The organism is Pseudomonas sp. NY15356 (genome assembly GCF_048068175.1).
In the GTDB taxonomy this organism is placed as follows: Bacteria; Pseudomonadota; Gammaproteobacteria; order Pseudomonadales; family Pseudomonadaceae; genus Aquipseudomonas; species Aquipseudomonas putida_K.
Genome location: NZ_JBLUPW010000012.1, coordinates 111,299 through 124,912 on the forward strand (window position 1 = coordinate 111,299; position 13,614 = coordinate 124,912).

The 13,614-nt window shown below is 65.4% G+C and carries 12 protein-coding genes; 4 read left to right on the forward strand and 8 right to left on the reverse strand.

Annotated elements, in window-relative coordinates; genetic code table 11:
* Positions 1 to 11: 11 nt before the first annotated feature.
* The gene (gene ycaC / locus ACNFCI_RS12350) at positions 12 to 632 is read right to left on the reverse strand and encodes an isochorismate family cysteine hydrolase YcaC (RefSeq protein ID WP_084858599.1); all 621 of its coding nucleotides are present in this window, start codon (positions 630 to 632) and stop codon (positions 12 to 14) included.
* Positions 633 to 1,194: 562 nt separating this feature from the next.
* On the opposite strand from ycaC, the gene ACNFCI_RS12355 reads away from it, so the two are divergent.
* From ACNFCI_RS12355 to ACNFCI_RS12365, 3 genes are all read left to right on the forward strand, one after another.
* A complete protein-coding gene (locus ACNFCI_RS12355; protein ID WP_084858600.1) occupies positions 1,195 to 1,584 on the forward strand; it encodes a YybH family protein in 390 nt (129 codons plus the stop codon).
* Between the two features lie 87 nt (positions 1,585 to 1,671).
* Positions 1,672 to 3,171, forward strand: a complete 1,500-nt coding sequence (locus tag ACNFCI_RS12360) for a purine-cytosine permease family protein (RefSeq protein ID WP_324816382.1) — start codon at positions 1,672 to 1,674, stop codon at positions 3,169 to 3,171.
* A gap of 13 nt (positions 3,172 to 3,184) precedes the next feature.
* Entirely contained in the window at positions 3,185 to 4,615 is a 1,431-nt protein-coding gene (locus ACNFCI_RS12365) for an aldehyde dehydrogenase family protein (RefSeq protein ID WP_324816380.1), read from the forward strand.
* Positions 4,616 to 4,747: 132 nt separating this feature from the next.
* On the opposite strand, the gene ACNFCI_RS12370 is transcribed toward ACNFCI_RS12365, so the two are convergent.
* On the reverse strand, positions 4,748 to 5,095 hold the full coding sequence (locus ACNFCI_RS12370; protein WP_368829221.1) for a GNAT family N-acetyltransferase: 348 nt from the start codon (positions 5,093 to 5,095) through the stop codon (positions 4,748 to 4,750).
* Here ACNFCI_RS12370 and ACNFCI_RS12375 point away from each other — a divergent pair.
* Positions 5,094 to 6,311 carry a DUF3422 domain-containing protein gene (locus ACNFCI_RS12375; protein ID WP_324816376.1) on the forward strand — a complete coding sequence of 406 codons (1,218 nt, stop codon included), beginning with the start codon at positions 5,094 to 5,096 and terminating at the stop codon, positions 6,309 to 6,311. The two genes, ACNFCI_RS12370 and ACNFCI_RS12375, sit on opposite strands and share 2 nt — an antisense overlap.
* Before the next feature lie 68 nt (positions 6,312 to 6,379).
* On the opposite strand, the gene ACNFCI_RS12380 is transcribed toward ACNFCI_RS12375, so the two are convergent.
* The 6 genes from ACNFCI_RS12380 to ACNFCI_RS12405 form a co-directional block, all read right to left on the reverse strand.
* Positions 6,380 to 8,764 (reverse strand): DUF3772 domain-containing protein, encoded by a 2,385-nt coding sequence (locus ACNFCI_RS12380; RefSeq protein WP_368829222.1) that lies wholly within the window; start codon positions 8,762 to 8,764, stop codon positions 6,380 to 6,382.
* 56 nt (positions 8,765 to 8,820) lie between these two features.
* The gene (ada, locus tag ACNFCI_RS12385) at positions 8,821 to 9,888 is read right to left on the reverse strand and encodes a bifunctional DNA-binding transcriptional regulator/O6-methylguanine-DNA methyltransferase Ada (protein ID WP_368829223.1); all 1,068 of its coding nucleotides are present in this window, start codon (positions 9,886 to 9,888) and stop codon (positions 8,821 to 8,823) included.
* A 216-nt stretch (positions 9,889 to 10,104) separates the two neighbouring features.
* Entirely contained in the window at positions 10,105 to 10,731 is a 627-nt protein-coding gene (locus tag ACNFCI_RS12390) for a DNA-3-methyladenine glycosylase family protein (protein WP_084858607.1), read from the reverse strand.
* 88 nt (positions 10,732 to 10,819) lie between these two features.
* Positions 10,820 to 11,977, reverse strand: a complete 1,158-nt coding sequence (locus ACNFCI_RS12395) for an MFS transporter (protein WP_368829224.1) — start codon at positions 11,975 to 11,977, stop codon at positions 10,820 to 10,822.
* A gap of 123 nt (positions 11,978 to 12,100) precedes the next feature.
* Positions 12,101 to 12,244 (reverse strand): hypothetical protein, encoded by a 144-nt coding sequence (locus ACNFCI_RS12400; protein ID WP_172403057.1) that lies wholly within the window; start codon positions 12,242 to 12,244, stop codon positions 12,101 to 12,103.
* Positions 12,245 to 12,355: 111 nt separating this feature from the next.
* Positions 12,356 to 13,570 carry an MFS transporter gene (locus ACNFCI_RS12405; protein ID WP_084858609.1) on the reverse strand — a complete coding sequence of 405 codons (1,215 nt, stop codon included), beginning with the start codon at positions 13,568 to 13,570 and terminating at the stop codon, positions 12,356 to 12,358.
* Positions 13,571 to 13,614: the final 44 nt, after the last annotated feature.

Genomic DNA, 13,614 nt, shown 5'->3' on the forward strand with positions numbered 1-13,614 from the left:
CCCAAACCGGGTTACTTCGTCAGTAGGCTGTAGCTGGTCATCAGGTTACGGTAGTCCGGGATGTGATTGGAGAACAGCGTGCCCAGGCCCTCGATGTCGTTGCGCCAGTCGCGGTGCAGCTCGCAGGCCACGCCGAACCAGGTCATCAGCTGCGCACCGGCAGCTTCCATGCGGCGCCAGGCCGAGTCGCGGGTCAGTTCGTTGAAGGTGCCCGATGCATCGGTGACCACGAACACATCGAACCCTTCTTCCAGGGCCGACAGGGCCGGGAAAGCCACGCACACTTCGGTCACTACGCCGGCGATGATCAGTTGCTTCTTGCCGGTGGCCTTGACCGCCTTGACGAAGTCTTCGTTGTCCCAGGCATTGATGTTGCCTGGGCGTGCGATGTACGGCGCGTCAGGGAACTGCTCCTTGAGCTCGGGCACCAGCGGGCCGTTGGGGCCGTTTTCGAAACTGGTGGTGAGGATGGTCGGCAGCTTGAAGTACTTGGCGAGGTCCGACAGGGCCAGCACGTTGTTCTTGAAACGGTCGGGCTCGATGTCCCGTACCAGGGAGAGCAGGCCAGTCTGGTGGTCGACCAGCAGAACAGCGGCGTTGTTCTTGTCCAGACGCTTGTATTGGAAGGCCATGATGTTTCTCCTTGCTTGGTGGGTAGGTAACTCAGCTCGTTCGGAGTCCAGTCGCTCGTGGTGGGTGACCACGGCCTGGGCGTTCATGTCGCGTTCGATCGGCGTTCACAAACGCGGTTATGGGACTATCAGCGTAGGCAACCCCCGGTGAACCACGCGACCGTCAGTCGCCGAAGGCCGCGCTTGACGGCTGCCTACGCAAAATACAGGCACAACGTTAGTTCGATGAACGAAGCGCCGGTAGACACTTAATTCGAACCTCTGCGTTCCATTTCGTGAACGCCGTTACTGGAGCGCCCAGCGCTGGACCTGTAGGAGCGGGCTTGGCCCGCGATCGGCTGCGCAGCAGCCGCAACCCAAGGTCAACCAGCTACACCGAAGTGGCTGACTTTACGGCTGCTGCGCAGCCGATCGCGGGACAAGCCCGCTCCTACAAGGATGCGTGCGGCCATGAAATTGGTTCACAGATTCCTGAACTGATTATTTATCCCCAGCGATTTTTCCCCCCGCCAACCCTCACCAGAATCGCTTCAACAATCACAATAACCGTGAGGCCACTCCCGTGGACCAGACCCTCCAAGTGCGCCAGGCCGCCGCCGACCTCGTCGACGCCTTCGCCAGCAACGACACCGCCCGCTACTTCGCCTGCTTCAGCGAAGACGCCACCTTCCTCTTCCACACCTTGGCGCACCCGCTGCTCTCGCGCGATGCCTATGAAACGCTGTGGGCACAATGGCAGGCCGAGGGCTTTGCCGTGCTGGCATGCCAGTCCAGCAACGCGCAGGTGAGCCTGCAAGGTGAGGTGGCGATCTTCATGCACGACGTAGCCACGCACATTCGCATCGCGGGCCAGGAGCACCGGCTGGCCGAGCGCGAGACCATCGTCTTCAAGCGCCAGGGCGGACGTTGGCTGGCTTGTCACGAACACCTGTCGGTCGCCTCCGACACCTGATGTTTCGCGGCCCTGCCGCACTGCCAACGCACCACAAGAAAGTCCGCGCACCGCGCCGACTCACAACAACCGCGCTGGAGCCTTGCCATGAGCCATTCGACCGGTATCGAGACCAATGGCGTCGAACAGATCCCCGACGATCAACGCGACGCGACCCCACTGGACCTGTTCCGCCTGATCTTCGGCGGTGCCAACACCTTCGCCACCGCTGTGCTGGGCAGCTTCCCGGTACTGTTCGGCCTGTCGTTCCAGGCCGGGCTGTGGGCCATCCTGCTCGGCGTCGGGGTGGGGGCCTTGATCCTCGCCCCCATGGGCCTGTTCGGTGCGCTCAACGGCACCAACAATGCGGTGTCGTCCGGCGCACACTTCGGCGTGCATGGGCGCATCGTCGGTTCGTTCCTGTCGCTGCTCACCGCCGTGGCGTTCTTCTCGCTGTCGGTGTGGAGCTCAGGCGACGCCCTGGTCGGTGGCGCCAAGCGCCTGGCGGGGCTGCCAGAAACCGACCTGACCCTGGGCCTGGCCTACGGCCTGTTCGCCGTGCTGGTGCTGGTGGTGTGCATCTTCGGCTTCCGCTTCATGTTGTGGGTCAACAAGATCGCGGTGTGGGCATCGAGCCTGCTGTTCCTGCTGGGCATCCTGGCTTTCGCCGGCCCCTTCGACGTGCACTTCGCCGGTAGCGTCAACCTCGGCCAGCCCGGTTTCTGGGCCGCCTTCGTCGGCGCGGCGATCCTGGCCATGAGCAACCCGGTGTCGTTCGGCGCGTTCCTCGGCGACTGGTCGCGCTATATCCCGCGCCAGACGCCCAAGGCGCGCATCATGCTGGCCGTGATCGCCGCCCAGGCGGCGACACTGATCCCGTTCCTGTTCGGCCTGTGCACCGCGACCCTGGTCGCCACCCAGGCCCCGGACTACATCGCCGCCAATAACTATGTGGGCGGCCTGCTGGCGATCTCGCCGGGTTGGTTCTTCCTGCCGGTGTGCCTGATCGCGGTGATCGGCGGCATGTCCACCGGCACCACTTCGCTGTATGGCACCGGCCTGGACATGTCCAGCGTATTCCCGCGCTTGCTCAGCCGCGCCGGCGCGACCCTGCTGATAGGCGTCGCCGCCATCGCCTTCATCTTCATCGGCCGCTTCACCTTCAACCTGGTGCAGAGCGTGTCCACCTTCGCCGTGCTGATCATCACCTGCACCAGCCCCTGGATGGTGATCATGATTCTCGGCCTGGTCACCCGTCGCGGCTTCTACCATGCCGACGACCTGCAGGTGTTCACCCGCGGCCAACGCGGCGGGCACTACTGGTTCACCCATGGCTGGAACTGGCGCGGTATGGGCGCCTGGATCCCCAGCGCAGCGGTGGGCCTGTGCTTCGTCAACCTGCCAGGGCAGTTCGTCGGCCCACTGGGCGAGCTGGCCGGCGGAATCGACCTGAGCCTGCCGGTCACCCTGGGCATGGCTGGCCTGCTGTACATCGTCCTGCTCAACCTGTTCCCTGAACCCGCCGGCGTCTATGGCCCCCATGGCCCACGCTGGGTGCGTTGCAAAAGCGCCCCGCGCACGCCGGTAACCACCGCCGAAACCGCCTGACTGGAACCCGATCATGACCACACCTCACTACATCGACGGCCGCTGGGTCGAAGGCCAAGGCAGCGACTGCATCACCGTGCATGACCCCGCGCTGGGCCAGCCATTCGCCGAGCTGATGTCCGCCAGCACCGCCCAGGTCGACCAGGCCGTGGCTGCCGCCCGGCGCGCCCTGCCCGCCTGGAAAGCCACTGCTCCGGGCAAACGTGCCGCGCTGCTGCGTGGCTTCGCCGAACAACTTGGCCAACGCCGCGAAGCACTGATTACCCTGCAGATGCGCAACAACGGCAAGCCACGCCACGAAGCCGAGATCGACCTGGACGATGCCGTGGCCACGTTCGCCTACTACGCAGACCTTGCCGAGCAGCTGCCTGGCAAGAATCGCGAGGTCCCCCTGGCCGCCCCCGGCTTCACGGCCCGTACGCGCCTTGAACCGGTGGGCGTGGTCGGCTTGATCGTGCCGTGGAACTTCCCCCTGGTGACCAGCGCATGGAAGCTCGCCCCGGCTCTGGCTGCCGGCTGCACTGTGGTACTCAAGCCTTCGGAGATCACGCCACTGATCGAACAGGCCTACGGCCAGATCGCCGACACCCTGGGCCTGCCCGCCGGCGTGCTGAACATCGTCAATGGCAAGGCCGAGACCGGCGCAGCCCTGAGCGGCCACAACGGGCTGGACAAGCTGTCGTTCACCGGCAGCAACGGGGTGGGCAGCCAGGTCATGCGCGCCGCTGCAGCCCAGTGCCGCCCCGTCACCCTGGAACTCGGTGGCAAGTCGGCGATCGTGGTGTTCGATGACTGCGACGTGGACCAGGCCGTGGAATGGATCGTCGCCGGCATCACCTGGAACGCCGGGCAGATGTGCTCGGCCACCTCGCGCCTGCTGGTCCAGGACGGCATCGCCCATACCCTGCTACCCCGCCTGCAGGCGGCCCTGGAACAGATGAACGTGGGCAACCCGCTGGTCGAGGACGTCGCCATGGGCCCGCTGACCAGCCAGGCACAATGGCTCAAGGTCGCCAGCTATTTCGCCATTGCCCGCGAAGAAGGCCTGCATTGCCTCACCGGTGGCCAGGTGCTGGACCGCGAGGGCTGGTTCGTCAGCCCGACCCTGTACAGCGATGTGCCGGAAGGTAGCCGCCTGTGGAACGAAGAGATCTTCGGTCCGGTATTGTGCGCCCGCCGCTTTGCCACCGAGGCACAGGCCATTGCGCTGGCCAACGACAGCCGCTTCGGCCTGGTCGCCACCGTATGCTCCGCCGACCTGGACCGCGCCGAACGTGTGGCCGACGCACTGGAGGTTGGCCATGTATGGATCAACTCGGTACAGGCGGTGTTCGTCGAGACCTCCTGGGGCGGGACCAAGGGCAGCGGCATCGGCCGCGAACTCGGGCCCTGGGGGCTGTCGGCGTACCAGTCGGTCAAGCATGTGACGCGTTGCCTGGGTTGAAACCAGCCTGCAGGCGAGTGCCTGTCAGTTAGGACCCCATCGCCGACAAGCCGGCTCCCACCAGTGACGCGCCAGTCTCGAGAACGGCACTGTCCCTGGGGAGCTGGCGGAGCCTGCGATGGACGATAAGGCTTAACTGACTGGCATTAGGCTGCAGGCCCCCCCCGTGGCGTAACCCTTGCTCCAGTAGTCCACGCCGATCCAGTAGCCAAGCACCGGGTTGTCATCGGCACGCCCTTGCAGCGATATGACCCCTATCAACAGGTTGTCGTCCCGACGTATCACACCCCAGACGCCCCCATGCCCTGTTGCCAGGCCTTCGGTTGACCGGCGATCCAGGACTTGGCGAGACCAGGAGGGTAGGGATGAGGAATCTGGATTTTCATGCGGGGAATTGTCGCAGCCCGTGACTTTTATCCGGCGTACCAAAGTCCCATCCCTGGTAGCCCAATAATCACAACACCAGGCCAGACCTCCCATGCATCCGCAACGCACTGCCCTGCATAATGAACTGCACGCTCGTCCATCGCTGTATTTCGACGAACCCGCCCATGTCCATCATCTGGCCGTGCTGGGCGACGACGCCGCCTGCCTGGCCCTGCTGCAACGCTGCTGCCCCGACGCCGTCGATAGGGAGGCCGCCCAGGGCATTACCCGGCTGGATGGCAACCCCTTCAAATGGGAGCGCCACGCCGAGTTCTTCACGCTGACCTTGGTGGTGCCCTGCGCCACCCACGATGCCGGCTGGCAGGCGCTGCCCCAGGTTCTGGCCGAAGCCATAGCCCCCCAGGCACATCAGGTGATCAATGCCGTGCAGGTGCTGGTGCATGGCGAACAGGGCCTGGACCTGACGCGCTACGGTTTCAAGGACCCCTGCGGCTCGCTGGTCGGTGGCGGCGATGCGGTGGTGTGGAGCGACTTTCGCCTGACCGAGGACGGCACCAACCGCCTGTTGTTCGTCAACCGCCGACTCAACGCCTACCGCCAGGGCCGGATGATCCGCCGCCTGCTGGAGATCGAGACCTACCGCATGATGGCCTCGCTCACCCTCAGCACGGCAAAGGCGCTGAGCCAGGAGCTGGACGCCTTCGACCGGACCTTGGTGAGCCTCTCCGAGCGCAGCGCCAGCGTCGATGGCCACGACTCCAAGGCCTTGCTCGAAGCCATCGCCCACCTCTCCCGTCAAGTGGTCAGCCGTACGGTGAAGACCCGCCATCGCTTCGGTGCGACCCAGGCCTATGCGCAACTGGTGTTCGAGCGCCTGGGCGAACTGCGCGAAAGCCATGTGGGGGATTGCCAGCGGCTGGGGGTGTTCATCGAGCGACGCTTCAAACCGACGGTGCGCTATTGCGCCGCCACCGAGCAGCGTCTGGAGCAACTGGCCAAGAATGTCGCCAACCTGGGCGACCTGCTGCAGGCGCGGGTGCAGGTGGAGATGGAGGAGCAGAATGCCGAGATCCTGCGCAGCCTCAATGCCCGCGCCGATGCCCAGGTGAAGATCCAGCGGGCGGTGGAAGGGCTGTCAATCATTGCCATCACCTATTACCTGCTGAACCTGTTCAAGCTGCTGTATGGCGGGCTGAACGTGCTGGGCGCGGGGCTGACGGCGCGCGAGGCATTGCTGGGGATGGCAGTGCCGGTGATGCTGCTGCTGGGAATGATCCTGCTAAGGATCAGACGGGCGAAGCAGCATTGACCCCTGCATTCGCCGCTCCATAGGAGCGGCCTTGTGCCGCGAAAGGGCTGCGCAGCAGCCCCCTAGCCTCATTCTGCCGGCTGTGCGCCTTCCTGCACCAATACCATGCTCTGCGGCGACGACAACGCGATCCCCTCCTCCCGCAACCGCCCCAACACCGTGAACAGCAGGTCGCTGCGCGCACCCGACACTTGCCGCGGGCTGGCCACGTAGCCACTGACGCTGAGCACCATGCCACTGGCGGTGAGGTCCTTGAAGGTCACCGACGACGCCGGCGCATCGAGGATCGATTCATGCTCGCGGAATGCCGTCAGCAGCAGGTCACGCACCTTGTTCGCGTCGGTATCCAGCGGCAGGGTCAAGGTGATGCCGACCACGCCCAGGGCATTGCCCATGGTCACGTTGCGCACGTTCTGGGATATGAACTGCGAGTTGGGCACGATCACCGTGGAACGGTCAGACATCTGGATTTCCGTGGCGCGCACGTTGATCCGACGGATGTCGCCCTCCACCCCGGCCAAGCTCACCCAGTCCCCCACCTTGACCGGGCGCTCGGTGAGCAGGATCAGGCCGGAGATGAAGTTCTGCACGATCTGCTGCAGGCCGAAACCGATACCCACCGACAGCGCACTGACCACCCAGGTCAGGCTGGTGAGGTTGATACGCAGGGTCGACATCACCAGCATGGCCAGGAACAGGAAGCCCAGGTAGCCGACCAGGGTCACCAGGGATGCACGCATGCCGGCATCCATGTCGGTCTCCGGCAGCAGGCGCTCGCTCAGCCAACGCTTGACCACGCGGATGGCGAACAGCCCACCGAGGAACATGACCACTGCCAGGAAGATGTCCTGCGGCACGATGTTCAGGTTGCCGAGCACCTTGCCCCCGCTGCCGTCCCATTCCGCCAGGCTCAGCAGCAACTCGCCGGGGCTGGTGCCCGAGGGCATGAGTACCAGCAGGCCGGCGATGAACAGTAACAACGTACGCCCGATGCCCGCCAGGATGGTGCTGGCCTGGGCCTGGTGCCGTGGCTGCAGGCCAAGGGCCGCGGACAATGCCAGACCACTGGGCTGGCGCGGCGACAACAGGGTTTCGCACAGGTCGCCGAACACCGTGATGAGCAGATAGGCGCAGGTGGCCACCACGCTGATCCACAGCAGCTTGGCGGTGAGGAAGTAGGCCAGGGTCAGGTAGCCGGTGAGCAGCGCCAGCAGGATCAGCCCCACCCAGACCACGATCACGAACGGAATCAGCCCGGCCAACCCAGGCGGGCGCTCCAACTGGTGCCGTGTGCGGGCGCGGCGGTAGCACACCAGCGCCGCAACGAAGATCAGCGACACCACCAGGGCAGTCAGGCCGTTGGTGGCCACGGTCAGCGCCAGGCTGGTGCCGATCACACTGTTGATACGCTCCTGGGTCAGCAGCACCATCAGCGCCAGGGCCAGGACCTGGGGGAACCAGCCCAGGGCACTGGCCACTTCGTCCGGGATCGGCGGCAGGCGCCAGGAGGGGCGCTGCAACATCAGCATGGCGCGGCCGAGGCCGGCGATGAAGGCGCTGAACACCACCAGGGTGAGGATATGGTTGATCAGGCTGGCGATGTCGCTGCCCAGCGCGGCGCTGTTCTCCAACCCCCAGCGCACCAGCGATACCGAGCCGCCGATGGTGCTCAGGGTCGCCAGGCTGACGCTCAAGGCCAGGGCACTGCGCCGCAGGCGGCCCTCGGGCAGCCAGCGGATCATGGCATCGGCCAGCAGCCGCTCGAGCACCTTGCGCACCAGTGTCCATACCAGCAGGGCCGCCACCAGGCTGCTGATGAACAGCCAGCGGTGCTCGGCGCTGAAGGCGCTGGCCACGGCATCGGCGGCCTCCCCGCGCAGGTCGCGCAGGCGTGCCACGTCCTCGTCGGTCGGGCGGATCAGGCTCGACCAGAATGCTGGGCTCAGGGGGCTGGCGGCACGGGTGGTGACCTGCGAGTTGAACTGGCTGCGGCGCAGGTTGACGATCTGCGTGGCCAGGTCACGAGCCGATTGGGTCAGCTTCACCGCCTGCTGTTGCTCGGCCAGTACCGACTTCTTTTCATCGCTCAACTGCTTGCGCTGGCGCGTGATGCTGTCGGCTTCGTCGGGCAGCACCGGGCCGAGCACTTGGAGCTGGTCGTCCAGGCGCTCCACGTCGGAGGTGCGTTGCGTGCCCAGGGCGTCAGCCTGGCGCTGCACCTGCAAGGCGGCCTGACGCAGCTGGGACAGCAGGTCATCGTTCGCCTCGCTGGTAAGCCCCTGGCGGACCTGGTCCAGGCGGTCGCTCAACTGCTCCAGGCTGGCGTTCTCGTCCAACGTGGGCAGTTCACCGGCGCTCAACGGCCCGACCTGTGCCGACCAGGCTGGCGTGGCTACCCACAACAGCACGGCAAGCGTTGCTACACAAAAACGGTAAAGGCTCAGGCGCCTCATCGAATTCCCCTATTTACACGCTCGATTGGGCGGGGATTCTACGCTGCTCGCAGCGCTCAGGTGAGTGCCGTTTCTCGTGTCAACAATTGCCGTTTACGCTCCACTCCCCAGCGGTAGCCACTGAGGTCGCCGTCACGGCGTACCACCCGGTGGCAGGGGATGGCCACGGCGAGACAGTTGGCGGCGCAGGCCTGGGCGACGGCGCGCACGGCCTTGGGTGCACCGATGCGTTCGGCGATGTCGGTGTAGCTGACGGTGCTGCCGGCGGGTACCTCGCGCAGCGCCTGCCAGACGCGCTCCTGGAAGGCCGTGCCTTGTACGTCCAACGGCAGCGCCAGCCCCAGCGCCGGCTGCTCGACGAACCCCACCACTTCGGCGACCAGGCGTTCGAAACCGGCGTCGCCGCCGATCAGCCGAGCCTTGCTGAACTGGTCCTGCAGGTCCTTGAGCAGGCGCTCAGGGTCCTGGCCCAACAGGATGGCGCAGATGCCCCGTTCACTCTGCGCCACCAGGATCGCCCCGAGCGAGCACTGGCCAATGGCGAAGTGAATGGTCGAGCCCGCGCCCTTGGCCCGGTATTCCCTCGGGCGCATGCCCAGGCGTTGGCCGGCGCTCTCGTAGAAGCGGCTGTTGGAATTGTAGCCGGCGTCATAGATGGCCTCGGTCACGGAGCTGGCGCGGTCGTCGAGCCGCTCGCGCAAGCGCCGGGCGCGATAGGCCGAAGCATAGGCCTTGGGCGTGAGCCCGGTCTCGGCCTTGAACACGCGGTGCAAGTGGAAGGGGCTGACGGCCAGCTGCGTACCGAGCTGGTCGAGGTTGGGAGGGGTCTCGCTGGCCTCGATCAGGCGGCAGGCGCGGGCCACCAGTTCGGTGCGGCGCATCATCTGCAGGGCCTTGCCCTCCGTGCAGCGGCGACAGGCGCGATAGCCGGCCGCTTCGGCAGCGTCGGCATCATTGAAGAATTCGACGTTCTCACGCTTGGCCAGGCGCGACTTGCAGCCAGGCTGACAGTAGACGCCCGTGGTGCGTACGGCATAGACGAAATGGCCGCTGGCCGCCAAGTCGCGGCGTTGCACGGCGAGCCAGCGGTCAGCGTCGGTGGCGTAGGCGGTGGCAGGCTTCATGAAATCTCTCCTGGGCGGCTGATGTTGCAAGCCTGACAGGCTGGGTCGGGGCTGGCACTCCGTTTATTGCACGGCAATCCGGCAGTAGTGCATCGCCCTGTAGGAGCGGGCTTGCCCCGCGAAAGGGCTGCAAAGCAGCCCCGACATCTTGGGCGTCAATGCTGACGCCCTGCGGCCCTTTCGCGGGACAAGCCCGCACCTACAAGGGGACTACGCTCAGGCGCGCCACAGGTACCAAGACGCCACGGTCCGATACGGGCTCCAGCCACCTCCCAGCGAACGCATCTGCGCCGGTGTCGGCGCCTTGTCCATGCCCTTGAGCCGACGATACCCCTCGCGCACGCCGAAGTCGTCCACCGGCAGGATATCGGAGCGCTCCAGGCAATAGATCAGCAGCATCTCCACGGTCCAGCGCCCGACGCCACGCAGGCTCACCAGACGTTCGATCAGCGCATCGTCATGCATCGCCAGCGCTTGCTCGCGGCTGGGGACGATACCGTCCAGGCGCGCCTGGGCAATCCCCTGCACCGTAGCCAGCTTGTTCGCGGATAAGCCACAGCCACGCAACACCTCGGGCGGCGTGGCCAACAGTTGCTCGGGGCTAGGGAAGGCGCCCCCCGGGTACAACGCCAGCAAGCGCGCCAGGATCGCTTCGGCCGCCCGGGCGTGCAACTGCTGGTAGGCCACCGCCCGCACCAGCGCCTCGAAGGGCTCGCGCTCTGGCACAGCGCTGTGCTGGCACGGGCCGATTGCAGCGATGTGTCGGGCCCAGTCCGGGTCCAACGCCGCGAGGAAGTCCGTGGCCTGGCGATAGGCCGAGGGCGAGAGGTCGGCGTGGATCATGCGCGATAGCCTCGAGTGATCGGAAAAAGACCAGCTTAGACCAACCTGTCATCGACAGAACGACGGTTCTTGCGCAGGTAATGGCGCTTCAGTCTGTCACAGCCCGCAGCTTCCCTGCCCGGCGATACGACTGCCGGGCGAAGCACACGAACAACCCTGCCATCACCGCCAAGGCCATGGGCAGCCCGTGCGGCGCCACGTCCATCGCCGCCCCGCTGACCAGCGGCCCGACCAGGCTGCCGACACCCCACAGCAAGCCAACGCTGGCATTGGCCGTCACCAGGTCCTGGCCCTTGAAGCGCTGGCCGATCAGCACCAACGCCAGGGTATAGATGCCCCCAGCCACGGCGCCCAGCACTACCAGCAGCGGCCATAGCAGCCAGCTCATCTGCAGCAGCCACGGCAGGCCGATGCCGATCGCCATGGCCACCACACCGCACACCAGGTGCAGCCCGGTACGCTCGACCCGGTCGGCCAGCCAGCCCAGGGGCAACTGGAAGATCATGTCGCCAGCGAACACCACGGTCACCATCAACGCCGCCACACCCACCGCAAAACCATGGCTGGTGGCGTATACCGGCAGTAGCGACAGCACCACGGCATCGAAGAAGGAGAAGAACAGCACCGCCATGCACAACGCCGGCGCGACCCGGAAGAACCCGGCCAGGCCAAAGCTCTTTTCGCCTTCCTCGTGCTGCACATGGTCGTTGGGGACGGTCAGCAGGATACACAGCAATGCCAGGCCGTAGCAGGCGGTGACCACGCCCGTGACCCACGGGCTGCTGGCCCCAAGCAGCGCCAGCATGGCCGGCCCCAGCACCTGGAAACCGGTGAAGCTGGTGGCGTAGAGCGCCATGATCTTGCCGCGGTTGTGCTCCGGGCACAGCTCGTTGACCCAGGACTCGCCAAGGATGATGGCGATGCCCATGCCGATACCCAGCGCCAGGCGCAATAGCGCCAGGTACCAGATCGAGGTGAAGGCGCCTTCGAGCAACGCGATGCTCAGGGTGCACAGGCTGAAGCACAGCAAATAGATGGTGCGCCGGGTCAGGTGCCGGCAGCAGGCATCGACCATGAACGCCGAGAGCATCATGCCCGCCGCGGGGATGGCCGAAATGATACCGATCTCAAGGGTGCCTGCCCCCGCCTCGTGCAGACGCAACGACACCAGCGGCAGGCTCGCCCCCAGGCTGAACCCCACCACCGACACGGCGAACAACAGGCCCGCCAGCAAACGCATGTTCATTACCACTCCTTGCTCGCCGCCCACATGCACCCTGGGCCGGGACGGCTGGAAAAACCACTGGAAAGATGTGCGAACGCAGCCACCCGCAGCCACGCCGGCAGGCGGACACGCAGGGGCGCAGGATCAGTTCAGGGCAAGGTGTGGCGAGAAGGTGAAGGCGAACAGCACGCTGCGCCGACGCTTGAGCACCGTGTCGCTCGGCCATGCACGACGCACCGCCTGGATGACAGGCTGGCGGACAAGGCGAAGGCTCTGGGAACGGCGCATTGCATCGACTACGTGAATTGAAAGGAGGCGGCACTCTAGGCCAAGGGGCCTTGACGCGTCAATCGCCAAGGCCCTCGTGGTAAATCACCCAGCCCATTGGGCTTGAGACGATCAGCGTTTACCGGTGGAAGGCAGGAACACTGCCAGCACGCCAAACAGCGGCAGGAACGAACACAGCCCATAGACGTACTCGATACCTCGCAAATCAGCCAGGTAGCCCAGCAGCGCCGCGCCGATGCCACCGAAACCGAACATCAGGCCGAAGAAGATCCCGGCGATCATGCCTACGCTGCCCGGCACCAGTTCCTGGGCATAGACCACAATGGCCGAGAACGCCGAGGCCAGGATGAAGCCGATCACCACGCTGAGCACGCTGGTCCAGAACAGATCGGCGTACGGCAGGGCCAGGGTGAACGGCGCCACCCCCAGGATCGAGAACCAGATCACCGCCTTGCGCCCGATCCGGTCACCGATCGGCCCGCCGAAGAAGGTACCGGCCGCCACCGCGCCAAGGAACAGGAACAGGTGCAGCTGGGAGCTTGCCACCGACACACCGAACTTCTCGATCAGGTAGAAGGTGAAATAGCTGGTGAAGCTGGCCATGTAGAAGTACTTGGAGAACACCAGCAGGCCCAGCACCACCAACGCCAGGATCACACGCTGGCGCGAAATCCCATGGCTGGCCTGTACGGCCTTGCGGGCCTTGAACTGGTTGAGGTGGCCCTTGTACCAACCCCGCAGCAACAAAGTCACAGCGAAGAAGAACAGCCCGGCCAGGCCGAACCAGGCCACATGGCTCTGGCCGAAGGGAATGACGATGGCCGCCGCCAGCAGCGGGCCGAGGGCAGAGCCGGCGTTACCGCCGACCTGGAAAGTCGACTGGGCCAGGCCAAAGCGCCCTCCCGACGCCAGGCGGGCGATGCGCGAGGTCTCGGGGTGGAAAGTCGAGGAGCCGATGCCCACCAACGCCGATGCCAGCAAAATCATCGGGAAGCTGCCCACGAATGCCAGCATCACGATCCCCACCAGGGTGCACAACGTGCCCAACGGCAGCAGGTTCGGCGCCGGTCGCCGGTCAGTGAAGAAGCCAACCCACGGCTGCAGCAGCGACGCCGTGATCTGGAACGTCAGGGTAATCAGGCCGATCTGGGCGAAACTCAGGTTGTAGTTGGCCTTGAGCATCGGGTAGATGGCCGGCAGTACCGCCTGGATCAAATCATTGATCAGGTGCGCCAGGGCACAGAAGCCGATGATACGCATCACCAGTGGGGTGGCCTGTGCGGCGGTGCTGGTGCCGGTGGAGGTCTGGGCGCTGCTGATGGCCATGACTATGTCCTTTCCGCGAATTTGGGATCCGATTATCAGGAAAG